15 protein-coding genes are annotated in these 17,404 nt (G+C 39.3%); 10 read left to right on the top strand and 5 right to left on the bottom strand.

Annotated features, from left to right (window positions below):
- The first annotated feature begins 11 nt into the window (after window positions 1-11).
- On the top strand, window positions 12-1,640 hold the full coding sequence (locus AKG98_RS17890) for an ABC transporter ATP-binding protein (protein WP_067049106.1): 1,629 nt from the start codon (window positions 12-14) through the stop codon (window positions 1,638-1,640).
- A 60-nt stretch (window positions 1,641-1,700) separates the two neighbouring features.
- Here AKG98_RS17890 and AKG98_RS17885 read toward each other — a convergent pair whose 3' ends face one another.
- A complete protein-coding gene (locus AKG98_RS17885) occupies window positions 1,701-2,282 on the bottom strand; it encodes a TetR/AcrR family transcriptional regulator (protein ID WP_198155563.1) in 582 nt (193 codons plus the stop codon).
- Between the two features lie 191 nt (window positions 2,283-2,473).
- Here AKG98_RS17885 and AKG98_RS17880 point away from each other — a divergent pair, with 191 nt between their 5' ends.
- The 4 genes from AKG98_RS17880 (at window position 2,474) to AKG98_RS17870 (ending at window position 6,996) form a co-directional block, all read left to right on the top strand.
- Window positions 2,474-3,274, top strand: coding sequence for a DJ-1/PfpI family protein (locus AKG98_RS17880; RefSeq protein ID WP_228140349.1), 801 nt, complete (start codon window positions 2,474-2,476; stop codon window positions 3,272-3,274).
- Between the two features lie 191 nt (window positions 3,275-3,465).
- Window positions 3,466-4,761 carry a hypothetical protein gene (locus AKG98_RS17875; protein WP_067049097.1) on the top strand — a complete coding sequence of 432 codons (1,296 nt, stop codon included), beginning with the start codon at window positions 3,466-3,468 and terminating at the stop codon, window positions 4,759-4,761.
- 180 nt (window positions 4,762-4,941) lie between these two features.
- Entirely contained in the window at window positions 4,942-5,097 is a 156-nt protein-coding gene (locus tag AKG98_RS22000; protein ID WP_228140348.1) for a hypothetical protein, read from the top strand.
- Window positions 5,098-5,424: 327 nt separating this feature from the next.
- A complete protein-coding gene (locus AKG98_RS17870) occupies window positions 5,425-6,996 on the top strand; it encodes an ATP-binding cassette domain-containing protein (RefSeq protein ID WP_067049094.1) in 1,572 nt (523 codons plus the stop codon).
- Window positions 6,997-7,106: 110 nt separating this feature from the next.
- Here the strand turns inward: AKG98_RS17870 and AKG98_RS17865 are convergent, their stop codons facing one another.
- Window positions 7,107-8,543, bottom strand: coding sequence for a ricin-type beta-trefoil lectin domain protein (locus AKG98_RS17865; protein WP_067049091.1), 1,437 nt, complete (start codon window positions 8,541-8,543; stop codon window positions 7,107-7,109).
- A gap of 456 nt (window positions 8,544-8,999) precedes the next feature.
- Here AKG98_RS17865 and AKG98_RS17860 point away from each other — a divergent pair, with 456 nt between their 5' ends.
- Entirely contained in the window at window positions 9,000-10,208 is a 1,209-nt protein-coding gene (locus AKG98_RS17860) for a hypothetical protein (protein WP_067049088.1), read from the top strand.
- Between the two features lie 43 nt (window positions 10,209-10,251).
- On the opposite strand, the gene AKG98_RS17855 is transcribed toward AKG98_RS17860, so the two are convergent.
- The gene (locus tag AKG98_RS17855; protein ID WP_067049085.1) at window positions 10,252-10,833 is read right to left on the bottom strand and encodes a TetR/AcrR family transcriptional regulator; all 582 of its coding nucleotides are present in this window, start codon (window positions 10,831-10,833) and stop codon (window positions 10,252-10,254) included.
- Window positions 10,834-10,991: 158 nt separating this feature from the next.
- Between AKG98_RS17855 and AKG98_RS17850 the strand changes: the two genes are divergently transcribed.
- Complete coding sequence (locus tag AKG98_RS17850; RefSeq protein WP_067049082.1) at window positions 10,992-12,044, top strand: alkene reductase; 1,053 nt, start codon at window positions 10,992-10,994, stop codon at window positions 12,042-12,044.
- Between the two features lie 143 nt (window positions 12,045-12,187).
- Here the strand turns inward: AKG98_RS17850 and AKG98_RS17845 are convergent, their stop codons facing one another.
- Entirely contained in the window at window positions 12,188-12,928 is a 741-nt protein-coding gene (locus AKG98_RS17845; protein ID WP_157534159.1) for a DUF1566 domain-containing protein, read from the bottom strand.
- A 428-nt stretch (window positions 12,929-13,356) separates the two neighbouring features.
- Here AKG98_RS17845 and AKG98_RS17840 point away from each other — a divergent pair, with 428 nt between their 5' ends.
- A complete protein-coding gene (locus tag AKG98_RS17840) occupies window positions 13,357-14,559 on the top strand; it encodes a M4 family metallopeptidase (protein ID WP_067049077.1) in 1,203 nt (400 codons plus the stop codon).
- Between the two features lie 260 nt (window positions 14,560-14,819).
- On the opposite strand, the gene AKG98_RS17835 is transcribed toward AKG98_RS17840, so the two are convergent.
- Window positions 14,820-15,719: a LysR family transcriptional regulator gene (locus AKG98_RS17835; RefSeq protein ID WP_067049074.1), complete on the bottom strand. Its 900-nt coding sequence runs from the start codon at window positions 15,717-15,719 to the stop codon at window positions 14,820-14,822.
- 103 nt (window positions 15,720-15,822) lie between these two features.
- On the opposite strand from AKG98_RS17835, the gene AKG98_RS17830 reads away from it, so the two are divergent.
- Entirely contained in the window at window positions 15,823-16,302 is a 480-nt protein-coding gene (locus tag AKG98_RS17830) for a GNAT family N-acetyltransferase (protein ID WP_067049071.1), read from the top strand.
- A 37-nt stretch (window positions 16,303-16,339) separates the two neighbouring features.
- Entirely contained in the window at window positions 16,340-16,954 is a 615-nt protein-coding gene (locus tag AKG98_RS17825; protein WP_067049068.1) for a LysE family translocator, read from the top strand.
- Window positions 16,955-17,404: the final 450 nt, after the last annotated feature.

Here is a 17,404-nt window from a genome sequence, read left to right as displayed (position 1 = left end):
AAGGACCTATCATGCTAAACCAACCTATTCTTCAAGTTCGACACCTTTCCGTCAGTTTCACTACCAATGACGGAATGGTTGATGCGGTGAAAAATGTTAATTTTGATTTAAAATCCGGTGAAACACTGGCTATTGTCGGTGAATCGGGTTCGGGTAAGTCGGTATCATCCAATGCTTTGATGTGCCTATTACCGGATAATGGTATTGTATCTTCTGAATCGAGCATTATTTTTGAAGGTCAATCGATCTTAGATAAAACAGAACGTCAAATGCAATCTATCCGAGGTGACCGTATTGGCATGGTCTTCCAAGAGCCTATGACGTCTCTTAACCCCTATTTACGAGTCGGCATTCAGGTTGCCGAAGCCATGATGTGTCATCGTAAAGTGTCTAAAAAGCAGGCTAAAATACGTGTTTTGGAACTTTTTACTCTCGTTCATTTACCAAACCCAGAACAAGCTTACGGCAAGTTTCCACATGAATTTTCAGGCGGTCAGTTGCAACGTATTATGATTGCAATGGCGCTTATCAATGAACCTGACATTCTAATTGCCGATGAACCGACCACTGCGCTAGATGTTACGGTGCAGGCAGAAGTTCTGGATTTAATTAAAGAAATCCAGAAAAAAATGGGCATGGCTATTTTGTTTATTACACACGATCTCGGCGTTGTAAAACACCTTGCAGACCGAGTACTGGTCATGTGCAAAGGTGAAATAGTGGAAGAAGGGGAGACTGGACTACTTTTCCGGGAACCACAACACGAATATACAAAAATGCTCATTAACTCGATCCCGAAAGGTCAAAAAGAGCCAATCAAAGCAACAGCTCAAGAGCTGCTTAGCGCTGAAAATATTCACGTTAAGTTCTTGGTTAAGTCTCACTTTATTCCCCGTAAATGTGAATATTTTGAAGCTGTGAAGGGTATTTCACTCACACTGAAGCAAGGTGAAACGTTGGGTATTGTCGGTGAATCTGGCTCAGGTAAATCCACTCTCGGTCGGGCTATCATTGGCCTGTTGCCCTTTACTGGTAATCTATCCTATAAAGGTCAAGATCTCAGTTTACTCACTGATAAGGCAAAATTTGAACTAAAAAAAGACGTACAGATGGTGTTCCAGGACCCGTACGGATCTTTGTCTCCGCGTATGACAGTTGGCGAAATAATTACTGAAGGTTTAAGGGTGCACAAACCTTTGATGTCCAAACAGGAACGCTTACAAAAAGCCTGTCTCGCGCTCGAAGAAGTACGCTTAGAACCGAACTCAATCAATCGTTATCCGCACGAGTTTTCTGGCGGTCAGCGTCAACGTATTGCAATTGCAAGAGCACTGATCTTGAAACCGTCTTTTATTTTATTGGATGAACCTACCTCTGCGCTTGACCGCTCTGTTCAGCTCACCGTGATTGACTTGCTTAAAGAGATCCAGGTCAAAAACAACATTGGTTTCATCTTCATCAGCCATGATCTTTCAGTCGTTAAAGCGCTATCTGATCGGGTATTAGTGATGCAAAAAGGTAAAGTTATGGAGCAGGGAACGGCTGAGGATATATTTCATAACCCTCAGCATGATTACACTAAAAAACTGATTCATGCTTCGTTTGACTTAGATGAAGAACCGATAGAGGTAGTTGCTTAAGGTTTATTAATCAAAAATAAAATGCCCCGACTCTGGGGCTATACGGAACCACCTAACGGGCTAACTTTCGATAGCACCTATCACTAATGATCTCGTCAAATATTGTAAATACAACGCCTGCTTGTTTACACTGAATGTTACAAGGCCTTTGACGAGTTGAATGACACTTTCAACATATATTGCGGCGAGTGACGTTGATAATACACTAATAGGGATCTTGATTGAGCAACCATCTAAAGCGAACGTTAATCTCACTGCCATACAGTGAGCAAGTTTGGCCTTTAATTGTAATAATGCTTGTGGCCAATCTTTATCGAGCTTGAAGTTCATAGGGCGTCTAAAATTACTATTATTAGAAAATATATTCAGCATATTACTCACAGAAGGGCGAGCGTCATTACTTAACCAGTCATCTTTACTCGTTAAATCTTGAAGTAGGAGCTCAAAAATATCATCATGCATGGCCAGTAACACTTCCAATTTACGTTGGTAATATCGATAAAAGGTTGTCTTGCCAACATCAGCCCTCTCAATAAGCATCGCAACAGATATATCGCAATAATCTTTTTCCCTCAGCAATTCAGTAAAGGCTCTGATTATACGTTTTTGGCTACGATTTAATGTTAACTGTTCTGGCTGCATAATATCTACTTGATCAAATCTAGGACCGCTTATATACCATAATTTAACGTATTCCATCAAGATATGAACGCTTCTGGGTTGGAACAATTTATTCAAAAGGTTCCATTTGGTACGTATGCCTTACATTGTGTCTAAATAATTGGCTATAAATTATTTATACTGGGGGCAATTAATCAGACGTTGAATGAGTAATGAAAAGAACAATAAACCGACGAAGCTTCTTAAAAAAAGGTCTGGCCTGTTCTATGGGGCTAGGTGTAATAAGCACGAGTTATTTCGCTAATGCAGTCCAAAACGAATCATTGGAACCACACAAAAATGCCAAACAAAATAAGGGCGCTGCTAATCTCAATGTAGGCATATTTTTATATCCAAATATGACCATGCTGGATGCTTATGGCCCCTTGCAAGTGTTAGCTTTAGTACCAGAGCTAAATACGTTTACGTTCGCAAAAACATTCGGCCCTTTACCGTGTGATGCAAAAATAGATCTGCTCCCTAACTATGGATTCAGTAATTGTCCTCCCATCGATATTTTGATTGTACCAGGTGCCGCTAACCCTGCAGAACAAATGCAGGATGAAGTTGTTATTGAATTTTTACGGAATGTTGGAAATAACGCTAAATATGTCACGTCTGTGTGCACGGGAGCACTGATCTTGGCCAAAACGGGTTTGTTAGATAACTATCAATCTACTATACACTGGGCATATGCCGATGCCCTAAAGGCTTTCCCTAAGGTTACATATGTCGATAGTCGGGTTGTCATTGACCGTAATCGTATTAGTGGTGGCGGTGTAACGTCTGGTTTGGACTTTGCTTTTAGGTTAATAGCCGAAACTGTTGGAGAAAACCAAGCTAAAGCTATGGAGTTACTACTTGAGTATGATCCGCAGCCTCCATTTAACAGCGGTGATCACAACAATGTTGATCCCGATTTAAAACGAAAAATACAAGAGAGGGTTTACCATATTGCTAAAGAGTTATTCTAATCGGTAATAAGTCATTACAAACGTTGACAAAGCAATTATTGCCCTAGAATTAAAAATAATTAAAATTAATACAGCTCAATAGTAAGTGCGACACCGGTATCGCAGCACCATCTATTGTTGTAATCCCCAACTTATCGATTAACCGAGGTCATGGTTCCGGTGAGTTTACCAAAATATAAAAAGAGTTAGTTATGTTTAAAAAAATATTAGTTGCCGTATCTACTGCATCACTTGTTGCTTGTGGTGGCGGAGGAGGCGGTGATCAAACACCACCTCCTGCCAAACCTAAAATTAGCGTACCACAAATGTCCTTATCGGCGGTTAAAGGTAGTGTTGCTAATCCAGATAGTTCATCGCCAAAAGTGTTAGAGGGTTATGCCGCGACGCCACTTGATGCCTCACCTGATGTCTCACCTGATGTCTCACCTGATGTCTCACCTGATACTCGTTTTAATACCACAAGTTGCACCAGTGCGCTTAATCTTTTCAACATTTACTCTTTAGGTTGGTCCGATAAATTTAAAGGCGGGCTTACACCAGAACAGATCTTAGATATGGAAGGCTTCTATGGCATTAGTGGTGCTAACGGTATTGTAGATTACTCTGCTTATAGCAAAGAAATGATCGAAGCTAAAGATTGGATCAGCTATTTTTACTACGGTGCTAACTTTCAAGACTGTGAAGCCCGGCGTGATAAGGTATACGACAGTATTAATGAAGAAAGTAATGGCATTACTGAGCTACGTTATAAAACGCATTCGAAAGCTGAACCGAAAGATAATTCACCAGAACAAACCCGAAACAATTATACGGCTTGGCAAATAGATAAAACGAATAACACCCTTGTTGGCCTTATTACTAATATCACCCATTTGACCAAAGATGGCGGTAAAATCAAAGAACAGCTGAAGAGTTACCGATGGGATACAGGTCGTGCTGTTGATTCTATTTCTATTAGCGATATGTTCGTTAACAGTTACTTCTTAGAGTCACTTGACAATAACACGCTAAATTATCAAGTGGTTGGCGGAAAGGTTATTGATAAATATGCCAAGCTAAAAAGCACAGACATAGACCAATACTATGCGGTCAATTTAATCTCAGCTCATTTCCCTGGAGTCGGTACACAAGTAAATTGGTGTGTTCGTGGCAGCCAGTTCGTAACAAATAAAGAAACACCAATTACAGCTGAGAAATACAAAGAAATTATTGAAAGTGGTGATCTTGATACAGCTTACTGTGACCCGTTTGATACTAAAGTTGGTCAAGTTCGTTACTACGATACCAAGGGTAAAAAGCTAGCTGATAGTTCAAAGATCGTAACTGAACTAAAAGATAAACTAGCATTAGGCAATAGTGTTAAAGATAAGCTCGATGAATTAGTCAATAACAGAAAACTGTACCTAGGTCAGTCACAACAAGAGTACTTCCAAGATCTTTCTTTATCTAATCAGATAGATCAAATAAAAGTAGATCTTAAGCCTTAATCATAGCTTAGAACTATACCTGAACGTAATCGAAGGGCTTTCCCAGCGTGAGCCCTTTATTTCACCTCAATTTGCCATAGATCTTATTATGGTTCCTATTAAATACTTTATTCACCCAACAGAGCTAGATTGGTTTCAAAAGTAATGTTGGTATTGATAAAAAATTATTAGATAAAGCGAATGGGCGGCACCAAGAAAGACATTGAGGCTATAGGTAAAACCATAGACAAACTATACACAGGTCATTGTACTGGCTTGAAAGCCTATGAGATACTGAAAGGCGTACTTGGTGACAATATTGAATACTTTCCAACAGGGCGTAGTGTTACTATTTAAATAAGCCTGAAAGCTACTAGAACTTTATTTAGCAACTTTACAACCAATCATATTCATCGTTATAATGCATTAATCATTTCTACTGGAGCTAACGCCATAATGAACAACTAACTTCCTGACATCCAATTAATATCATCATTTGGACACTCGGGGTTAGTGGGCGTTACTTTCGTCATTTCTTATCTTGCAAAATTGCAAGAATTGCACATATTATCGTAATTGAATTTCTATTTTTACGGTGATCGTATCTAAGTAACGTCTTGCCAATCTATCTCTATAGAAAGGCGAACCCCTATTACATTTTATTACGTAAAGGGAGGCATTTTCATGCCTGTATTAAGTACACATCAACTGTCATTTCAGCTCGATACTGGGGAATGGCTATTTCAAAATTTAAACTTCAGCTTAACCAGCCGTCTTACAGGATTAGTAGGACGAAATGGCGTTGGAAAATCAGTATTTCTTTCTCTATTACTTAGGAAACTCACCCCAGTTAACGGTTATGTAATGAGCCAAGGTAAAATTGCTTACTACTCGCAATTATCTTCTCACCTTTTGGATGGGGGCTTACGTATTGCGGAGTTCTTAGGTATTAGCAATAAACTATTGGCTTTGAAAGCGATTGAACAGGGACATTGTTTGCAAGAATATTTTGATGTAATTGGAGACGATTGGGATATAAAAAATAAAACAAAGCATACGTTAAAAACACTTAGGATCGACCCTAATCTTAATGCATATTGCCATACTTTGAGCGGAGGGCAATTAGCACGCCTACAACTGTATCAATTATTTAATTCGGACGCCGAAATATTATTGCTAGATGAACCGTCTAACCACCTTGATTATGAAGGTAAGCAATGGCTAATTAATGAACTTAAACAATTTTCAGGACAAATACTTCTGGTGAGTCATGATCGAAGTTTGTTAAGTCATGTGGATGGTATTTATCAGTTAACGAGTCTAGGGCTCGGCTTTTTCAAAGGGAATTACGATGTCTATTCCGCGCAATCTTCTACACAGACTGAGGCATTAGATAGACAAATTACTCACGTTAAAGCAGAACAAAAAAGGATGGAGCGTCAAGCCCAAACGAATAAAGAGAAGGCCCAGCAACGGGAACGTCACGGTAATCGAATAAGGAAATCGGGTAGCCAGCCTAAGGTTCTGATGGATGCGAAGAAAGATAAAGCAGCACAAAGCCGATCTGCTACAGTGATTAATCAACAGAATCATTTACAGCGAAATCAAGAAAGATTACGTGTAATGGAAGAACAGAAAGAAGTTTTGAAACCACAAGTGTTGTATCTGCAACAAGCAAATCAAATTAAGAAGAGAAGGTTATTGAATATCGAAAATTGTCAGTTGTATTATGGCTCTGGGAAACCGATTTCACTCATTCTATCTCACGCTGAACGGTGTTATTTAAATGGCGCTAATGGATGCGGAAAATCCACTTTATTGAAAGCAATACAAAATAACCACTTAAACTATTCTGGTGTAATAGAACTGAATGTAAAAACCGTATATTTGGACCAACACTTTGGATTACTGAAGCTTGAAGAATCCATGCTAGATAGCTTAATTAAAAGCAGTAAAGAACTGACTGAAAATACTGCCCGGGGTTTACTTGCTGGGATTGGGTTTCGGCGCGATTCTGTATATCGAAAAGTAGCTTATTTAAGTGGTGGTGAAAAAATGAAGCTATCAATGCTGGTGGTCAGTCACCTTGCTAATTCACCTTTGTTACTGCTAGATGAACCAGATAACCACCTAGATATTGAGTCTAAACAAATATTGGCAGCTGCATTGAATGCTTATAAAGGGGCATTCATTTTAGTTAGTCATGATGAGGATTTTGTCGCAGAGGTTAGAATAAACAAGTATATCAGGCTCTAAGGTCTTAAATAGTGCGTAGGGCATCTGTTATCCCTAAGCTCAGCCTCAGAAATAGCATTAAAATCTGAGGCGAGTACATCATGAGCGTGGGCCACGCTCATGATGTACAGTTAACGCCAGTACCAGCGTTGGCTATCACCACCGTGATACGTCCAAAGGTGAGCCGCGCTACCGTTTCTGCTCCAATAGCCACCTTTTATATCCAGCATGTATTGCTTACTGTACTGGCTGCGCAAGCCATGATCGCCGAATTCAGACCATCGTTGGTTGATCTGTTCGTTGCAATCCCAAATTTCAATGTTTGACCCCTTGTCACCCGAACCTGACACGGTTGCACACTTGTTGAAATTCAGCTTGTTGCGCAGGTAGCCCTTTGGATCGAGGTACCAACGTTGTGAGTCTGCACCATGGCAGCTCCATTGGTGGATGTCATTCCCGTTCTCAAGACTGCGATCCTCTAGGTCTAGGCATTTACCATAGCCGTTTTTCAGCTGTCGGAACGTTATGTCGCCGAATAGTGGATATATCGCGCCATAACTGTTTGGAAATAATGTTTTCGTGTCGGTCAGTGATGCCCCGTTGCGATGCAAATCGATCGCAATACTAGTTTCTACGACCTTGGAACGTCGCTCATAATAATCAACCATGATAATATTGGGTTCCAAGCCCTGATCTATTTCGTAGGACATCATCCACTGAGAGAGAAAGGTATTGGACTTATCAGCCATACTTTTAAGCGTGTTCAATTTATCAATAATACCGCCAGAACCCATAAAGGTGAGTTGCATCTGACTCACATAAAATTCATTGGTGTTCTGATGTTTTATAATTTGAGAGTCTTGATGGATCTTAAGATTTTCAACTGTGGCTGCGTTTGCCCATGGGGAATTGATATTACTCCCGCGGGGCCAGTAGTAGTTTGAAGAAGCGAGGACTTTGCTTTCATTTGCCAGTACAATAATATTCCTGTTCATGTTCCATGCATCAGAGATCAGGATGTTTTCCGAATTGTAGCTGACGCCTGCTTTGTTATTAGGGATTAGATGGTCTGAAAATTTGGTCAGGAAGTAGTCGTTAAAGCGCTGTACATCCGTGCTGTCGACAAAATTATTCAGTTCTTGAAAATCCATGATTAGGATCTCTTTAGGGTGGCTCTTGGCAAATTCATATAAGGGATCCAGCACTAGGGGAAGATCTTGCCCACGTATACTGCCATGGACGATAATAAATTTATCATTATCGTCGTCATTGTTAACCCGTAAATCGAAATAACGAATACCTTCTTTGGCCTGCTGGCATAAATTTCGACTTTGGGTCACGGAAAGAGCTTCGACAGGAGCAATAGACTTGATCGAGAAGGTACCCGCATCGTGGGTGCCAGGGATAGCGATGTCGCGCAGGCGAATATCACTGTTCTGGTTATACAAGCGCTCCATCCAGCTGCTATATTCCCCACCACCTGAACAGGTAGTCGCCTGAGTACCAATGCTGAATGTCAGCGCTGTCAAGATGCCGACTGTACTGGTTAGTTTCCGAAACAATTTCATATTACATCCTTTTCATTAGTTATACCTTCATACTATTAACTAAAAATAATTAGCCGAAAAACTGCTCGGTTAAGTTTAAAACCCTGCAAGTAATTTCAATCAATATAAGGAGGAAGGTATTTTTTAATGAGCTATTTTCTTATAAAAAAGAATTAATTGACACTCATAGTCATGATTTAATCTGGATGTGTGGAGTCTACCTGATTACAAAGAAATGAACAGGAGGGAGATAAGGACAGAACCGGCTGCTTTGTTATCAATTAAATAGTTGTAACAAACACTTACAAAACCATTATTGCCCTTCAATTGTAAAATAATTAGAATGCACACTGTTAATAGTCAGTGTGCATAGAAGTGTATCCGCATGATCTATTTTTATAATTTTTATCCTACCGAGTACACCGAGATGATGATTATGAGCTCGGTGATTCAATTGAAAAATAAAAAGAGTTAATCATGTTGAAAAAGATATTCGTTGCTGCTTGTACCGCATCACTTATGGCTTATGCCGGTAGCGGAGACGATTCTACAACGCCAACAAAAAAACCATCAAAACCTGAAGCAATAAATGTTACACCTAAAGTATCAACGCCTAATGACGTAGCTTGTACTCCAGAGGAAACTGTCAGGGCTGTGAAAGATTCAAAGCCACGCGCAATGGACATTGAAATACAGGGGGCGCGTTTTGGTGAGCATACTCTCTATGGTCAGTATAAATACTTTGATTTAAACAAAGACCCTCAAACGAGTAGCTTATTTGAATGGATCGTGATTAAAAATAACATCGATACTGTTGTTAGCCGAGAGCAAAGTTACACTCTACAAATGAGCGATGAGGGTAAAGGTAATCAAATTCGATTCTGTGTAACACCATTGAATGCAAAAGAGCAAGGCGATATACAATGTGTTACTGAAGATATTGCATGGTTTGAAGGGTTCGGTGAATTTAAAGAAGGCGGGGTGATAACCCCTTACTTAGTAGGTTATCCTAATTTTAAACTTTCCTATTGGAAGTCAGCGTCCAACATGTTAACCGCCGCAATGGCATTAGATCTTATACATGCTCAAGTAAAACCACTAATTGTCGATACTGCAGATCCTAGCTTTAGTAACCTATATCCAATTTCGCTTTGTGTGTCACTTGATCATGATATTCAAAATGATGATGATATTTGTCGAGAAATGAAAGCGAACAGCAATCTAAATGGCGGAATGGTATTTGACTTTAATGATACTAGCCGAGTAGCAATGAACTACAAACGTGAAGTCAATGTGACTATATCAGGAAAAAAATATCGTATTCGACGTCCATATACATGGGCCGAGTTTAAAGAATTTAATTTAGCTAAAGATCCTGAATTCCTTTCAGCCGAGCCAAGTATCATGCGTGAAGGATTTAATATGGTAAGGGGAGTAAAAATGACACCGATACAAGCCAATAACTTTTGTTTACGAGCCTATGGTGCCCCAGGGGTGATTAGTTCATCCATTAATCTTAGTGACGGGGTTATTCCGTCAGGCAGGCACCAATGGCCAATTTATCTTGCGTTGCAAACGTATGTAACAAAAGAGCCTAATGGTGAGTTTGTTATTGATTCGAATAAGCACATACCCGCGGATATGAGTAGTAAATATGCCTTTGCGTGCTTGGCTGCCGTACCGTAAGAGGCCTAAGCGCGGTCATAATGCCGAATACAGTAAGATTAAGTTATCGACACACATCCTGAAAAAGCTGTTCCGCTAACTGCTTTATGGTATTACCTTCTGGGTGTGTGTGGGCGAATGTTCTTAAGCCATATATACCCATCATCAAATAATGAGCGCGTTCATCAGCGTTGCGGTCGCTGGAAATTTCATTTTGATCAATGGCCTTTTGCAAAACTTGAGTAATAGCTTGCTGCCAGTTAGCGAGGTGAAGCTTGATAATACCATGCACTTCTTCATCTTGTTCAGCGACCTCATTTAATGCTTTAGTCAGTAAACAGGCACGCGACGCATCACAGCTCTGACACTCTAAAACGATATGATCCAAATAAGATTTGAGCTCAATAAGCACTGTGCTTTGACCAGAGAAAATCCCCGTGAACTCGGTATTTCTATCAAGATGGTATTGCTCTAATGCGGCTAAAAGCAAGCCACGCTTATTTTCAAACGCACAATAGATAGAACCAGGGTGTAAACCTGTGGCCTTTTTCAAATCTTGCATACTTGTCTTACCGTAACCTTTATCCATAAAGGAGGTCATAGCAGATCTCAGTACTTTCTCTCTATCAAATTCTGCAATACGCATGGCTAGTTGGTAACTCTTCTTGAGACTCTTTATCGCTGAGTCATATTATGTAATGAAGTCCATTATAATCTATTTTTGAATATTTATTCAAAAATAGATCTTGAATGATCATTCAAAAAAGAATATCTTGAACGTACATTCAAGAAACGGACGTTGCTATGACTGATAACCTATTTCAAACTTATGTACTTAATAAGACTCTATCGTTAAAAAATCGCATTCTCATGGCTCCTCTGACTCGCTGTATGGCTGATGATGAGTTAGTGCCGACTCAAGATATGGCTGACTACTATGGTCGTCGAGGCGAGGCTGGTTTAATCATTTCTGAAGCGGTGATCATACGTCCTGACGGTCAAGGTTATCCAAATACCCCTGGTATCTTTACGCCAGCACAAATTGATGGTTGGAGAACCGTAACTGATGCGGTACATAAAAACGGTGGCAAAATTTTTGCACAGCTCTGGCACACGGGCCGTGTAGCACACCCACACTTTTATCAAGTAACAGGCAGTCAAGATGTCATGGCGCCTTCTGCCGTCGGTGTTGAAGGTAGTGTACCTAGAATGCGTGAACTGACTTATCAAATACCAAAGGCTGTATCGGTAGAAGAGATTGCTCAGTTAGTGAGTGATTATTCTCAAGCAGCGGCAAACGCGATAGACGCAGGTTTTGATGGTGTTGAAATACACGGAGCAAACGGTTATTTAATTGATCAGTTCTTACATCACGACAGTAACCGCCGCAGTGATGAATATGGTCAGACACCTGAAAATATGTCGCGTTTCGCACTCGAAGTCGTTGATGCCATCGTTGCTCGTATCGGTAAAGACAGAACCGCCCTACGTGTATCGCCGGGTGCATACTTCAATATGGCTGGTGACAGTCGTGACCGTGTTGTATTCGATTATCTTATCCCTGAACTTGAGAAACGTGATTTAGCCTTCTTACATATTGGTATTTTCGATGATTCGATGGAATTTGACTATTTAGGTGGTCGAGCGTCAAGTTATGTTCGCAGTATTTATAACAAGACATTAGTGGGAGTGGGTAGCTTTACCGCTGAAGCTGGTAGCAAAGCGATTGCGGATGATAAATTTGATCTGCTGGCGATAGGTCGACCATTTATTGCCAACCCTGATTATGTCGAGCGTGTTCGAGATGGTAAGGACTTAGTTGAATATTCAGATAAGATGTTGACGAGTCTTGTATAAGACAGAGTACTAATTTTTTGTAGATTGCGATAAAAATAAAAGGGTTAGCATCGTGCTAGCCCTTTTTGTATTAGTACCACCGGCACCGGTTATAAAACGACTTACTGAAGACTGTATAGGCTTAGCAAGTCGTAGGCACGTGCTCAGCATTTCATTTTACTGACCAATAAGCGTTTATTTTTTTTGTACCATAAAATGAGTAATAAGCTCGATATAAATAACAAACCTGTTGCTGGCGCTGATACTGCTAAACCAACATCACCATCAGTAACTGCCCAAGCATAATTGTCGTTCCATTCATAGTCACTAACAATATCACCCCATCGTAAACTAAAATCCCAATATTCCGTTGGGCTTGATTTTGGTAAAGTACCATCCCAATAGTTATAGTTTTGCATGTTGATAAACATATTCATGTTGGCGACGCCTGCCGCATCTGTTGCCGAAGGGTCTAAGCCGTCTCCAGCATCCAAACCAAAATAATTATAATACAAGTAACCTAGTTCACTTCCCGTACAGCCATCACCTGAAGTATGGCCATTACTGGGGTCGGTATAATCACAATTAGGATCAAATAAATCACGAGTAAATAGACGCCAGTCATTTATCCCTTGAAACACTAAGCCTGTTGCCCATGTATTTGCCTCTGCCCATGTCATCAGGCCATCAGCATCATAACCACTAGTTTGTGAATTGTTAGCATCTTGTAACCAAGTAATGTCTTGAACATCGTCATATACTAGGCCATTTCCTCTATCAATTAATGATGCGTGAGATATGTTAGTAAAAAATATAAGACACATAAAGATTAAAGCATGAAGATTTATAGGTTTATAAAATAGTTTATTCACTGTCATTCCCCTTAAAGTCGTTAGTTTCGTCACAGTCGCTCTCCTTAATCATAAGGTTGTCATTTTTTAACTTGTACTCTCATACATGCATTAATTAATCCAACTTATTTATGTGTATGTTTATCAAAACCTTTCTTATTTAATAAATAATGGCCTAACTAAAATATGTTAAATTTTCTGACAACAGGCGTTTCGTAGGGGAGTTCAATGCTAATTTACTGGATAACTGCGCAGAACACTTTACCTAACCAAAGTACTCACAAGCGAGATTAAGCGGTGTATATTTTTCTAATGAACCTTTGTGTTGCTCGAATGTTAATTTACTGTTAATTTATAAATGCTACCCTAAGGGGGTAACATTTCATTTGTAAAAACATCATGTTTAGCCAAAATTCAACGATAGATAAAGCTATCTTAGATAACTAAACAAGCAATTATTATTTTATATAAGGTTTTTAAATATGTCTCTGCCTACTTATTTTTATTTGAGTCTTCCGCTTTTACTTTCTGGATGCTTTGATTCTTCCCCTCCAACTGGTAATAATAGTACAGATTCTATTATTGAAGTATCTGGGCATGGGGGAAATGGCGCTACGGGCATTTATACTTATGGTCTTGATGAACTTGCCGATAAGCCATTAAGAGTAACCAAAGGCGATACTCCCGGTACCTGTAACATGAGCAATACAAACTTTGAACTAAGGAATGGGTGGGAAAATGGGTCGGTTGAAAACCCTATTCCTGACGGTTTTTGGAGTGATTATTATCCACGCGAAATTTTAACTTTTCCTTGCCCTACAAAGAATGAAATTCTTCAGCATGATCAAGATAAAAGAAATGGCAGCTTTTCGCCGATTAATGATACTTGGTTTATTTTAAATAATGCAGTGCCTTTTTATGAAGAATTATCAGGCGAGCTTCCTATGTCTGAAAAAATCACAATCATCTCGCACTATCTGTTTGGCGCTAACGCTCAGTATGTTCGCCCCGATCATGAATATGCGCCTGACCAGTTTAAAAATAATATCTTAATTTCCGATGGTATACATCGCGATGGTAGTGGAATAGAATATACTTATTCATTTGCCACAAGTGATATCTTAGTTCATGAATTGACCCATGCTTACACAGGTAAAAAGGGGCATTCATTCGAAAAAATAAATGCTTTGAGGGATAGTTTAGGTGGTTGGTCGGAACACTTCTCAGATATAATAGCTGAATACTACCAGTTTAAAACAACGGGTAAAACAGATCTTATTCATGGCGCTGATCATATAAAATGTAATATATCTGATTCTGATTGTTCTACAAATGTTAGAGATTTTAAAAACCCGCAATATAAAAATGTCATTGATGCAATCTCTGATCAAGGTAAAAACAGTCTGGATGAGCTAGAAGTACATATTATTGGAGATACTTTAAACTATTCCTTCTATCTTCTTCTTAAAGATGATAATTATGGCGTCTTTACTCTTGATGAATTAATTGAAATTTATATACATGCTGAAAAAAATGTTTGGAAATTAAATCCCTCTTCAAGCAGTAAAGACCTAGTAGACGGATTGATATCCTCAGCTTCAGCTCTGGATTATTCTGATGAGAAAACTTCAAAAATAAAAGAAGCTTTCACACAAACCGGATTTTATTCGGACTTGCCGTTGTAGCGCCATGTAGCTTAATGAGGTGTTAATCTCAATCAGTCCATACTTTTTCTAATTGTAGTGGTTCATTGAAATTGGCCTCCTAGTTGGAGGCTTTTTTGATTTTTGGATAAAATCGTCCCTGAGAGGTCTATTTCACCATTCACACCAAAAAGCCCATTAAACCCTCATTTAAACCTCTTTAAGTTAATTTTTATCCATAGTTTGGTGAAGATAATTTTGCACTGTTCTGGTGAATCTAGCTTTATCCTATGTAACTCATGCTATAGCAGACTAATCAGTTGGCTTAACCATTGGTGGCTTGCTTTGCTATTGTTTAGCTTGTGCCAATATACATTTAGTTGATAGTCCGGGATGGGAATAGGCGGAGTGTAGATGTCAATGTCGATCATTTTAGCGACATGTTCTGCAATTAGACGTGGAAACGTTAGCAGGTAATCTGAGTTTTCTATGGTATAGGGTGCTGCCATAACACTGGGTAATTGCAAAGCAACATGACGGTTAAGCCCTTGCTTTGCTAACTGCCTATCAACAATACCCTGTTTTTCACCCCACGGGGATACTCTAACGTGCGATAGACTCAAAAACTTATCTAATGTTAAGCCATCTTCTAGTTGCGGATGATTCTTTCTCGCGATGGTGCAATAACTGTCTTGCAGCCACGTTTGACGTTCTATGGTGGATGATTTCTCAATTTCATGACTAAAACCCAGCACAAAATCGAGTTCGCCACTGAGCAGCTTTGCCGTCGGAACTTTATCTTCAGACGGTGTCACTGTGATCCGAATGTTGGGCGCTACCTTACTAATATGACTTATAAGCTTGGGTAATAAACTGAATTGGGTGTAATCGGTGGCTGAAAAAGTTAATTCTAGATCACTGATTGCCGGGTCAAACACTGCACTACTATTTAAACCATTATAAAGTTGAGCGAGGGCAGGGGTTATATGCGTAGCAAGCTCATGGGCCAAGGGTGTTGGCTCCATCACATTATTAATACGAATAAATAGCTCATCTGCCAAGTGTTTTCTCAGTCGGGATAACCCATGACTAAACGCTGACTGACTAAGATAAATTTCATTGGCGGCGATGGAGACCGAGCGATAGCGGTACAAGGCGTCGAATAAAAGTAATAGATTTAAATCAATTTGATGTAGATTCATTATGAATGCAGCTCATCTAGGTGTGAATACAATGCATTGGTATCATAGCACTTCAATCGCTATGATAGACCAATAATTAATTACTAATATAAAGGAACAACAAGTGAATCAATTGTCCATTCGTCCAGCAGTAGCAACAGATAGTAAATTAATTCTACATTTCATTAGAGAGCTGGCTATTTATGAAAAAGCGGAGGATGAAGTGCATGCAACGGAAGAAACTATTGAAGCAACTATTTTCTCTAAAGATAACCATGTCAATGCGTTAATTTGTCAGCAAGATGACCAACCAGTGGGTATTGCTATATATTTTTATAACTACTCAACTTGGTTGGCAAAGCCTGGACTTTATTTAGAAGATCTTTATGTTTCGCCTGAGTACCGTGGTAAAGGTGCCGGTAAACTATTACTGAAGAGAATGGCGAAAATTGCCTTACAAAAAGGTTGCGGTCGATTTGAGTGGAGCTGTCTTGATTGGAATAAACCGTCACGCGATTTTTATCATTCGATTGGTGCCGAGTCACAAGATGAATGGGTTGGCTATCGTATGTCGGGACAAACTTTGATAGATTTTGCTGAATAAAATTAATGTTACTTACATTGGTTTTTTTGGAGAAATTATGACTCTTATGTCAGGAATACTGCTATTTTTTTCAATGTTGATATCGGCACTGATTCCCGGACCCAGTGTAATGGCTATTATTTCTCGTTCTATTACGTTAGGAGCGAGGCACGGCCTAATGGCCGCATTAGGCACACAGTTGGCTGATTATATTTTAATTTGCTTAGCATTGACTGGACTCTCGACAATTTCATCCATACTAGGCGAGTTTTCTGTAGTGTTACAGTATTTAGGCGCTAGTTATTTAATATGGTTGGCTTATCGTATTTGGCGAGCAGATATAGTATTAAGTGAAGAGATTGAGCCTAAAGCTGGCAGTTTAACGTCCAGCCTCTTTGTCGGGTTAGTTACTGGACTTGCCAATCCTAAAGCTATTCTATTTTACATGGGATTCCTTCCTGCATTTATTGAACTATCAAGTATTAGATTTCATGAAGTTGTTATAATTTTGCTGATATCAACCTTTGCTGTTGGAGGCGTACTTAGTGCCTATGCTTGTGCAGGTGCTAAAGTCCGTCACTTATTCAGAGGCCAAAAGACAAGACGAATGATGAATCGGTTATCAAGTGGTATATTGGCGTCGTGCGGGGTAATACTTGCAACAAGGGTTTAATATACGGACACATTTTGTCCATATTTTCAGTAATGCTAAATCTACACTTTACAGTCCAAGCACTAAGCCATTGCTGTCCACCTTTGGCTTAGTGCAATCACGCTAAGCCAAATTTGCCCCAAAGTGGCTTAGAGTTTTAGCTCAATCAGAATCTTAACATATCAATTTTTCTTACATTTACTAATGCAGAGAATCGGGTCCGTTTCTCATTCCATATAATGTATAGAAGTGAGCCTAGACCAGAGCATTGCTTTTCTTTACATTTTCTTTACATTTTCTTTACATTTAAACCCATAATGTCTTACAGGTCACCAAATTTACTACCACTATGGTGTTATATTGCGTTTCGCAATTTTATTAATTTTCGATTTAACAGTATAGCGTAGGAAAATGTTTATGAAAAAAAGTATATTATTATTGAGTGTGTGTAGCCCTCTCTTATTTCACTCC

Source organism: Moritella sp. JT01 (assembly GCF_001574435.1).
Taxonomy (GTDB): Bacteria; Pseudomonadota; Gammaproteobacteria; order Enterobacterales; family Moritellaceae; genus Moritella.
This window is presented reverse-complemented; position numbering and strand designations above follow the sequence as displayed.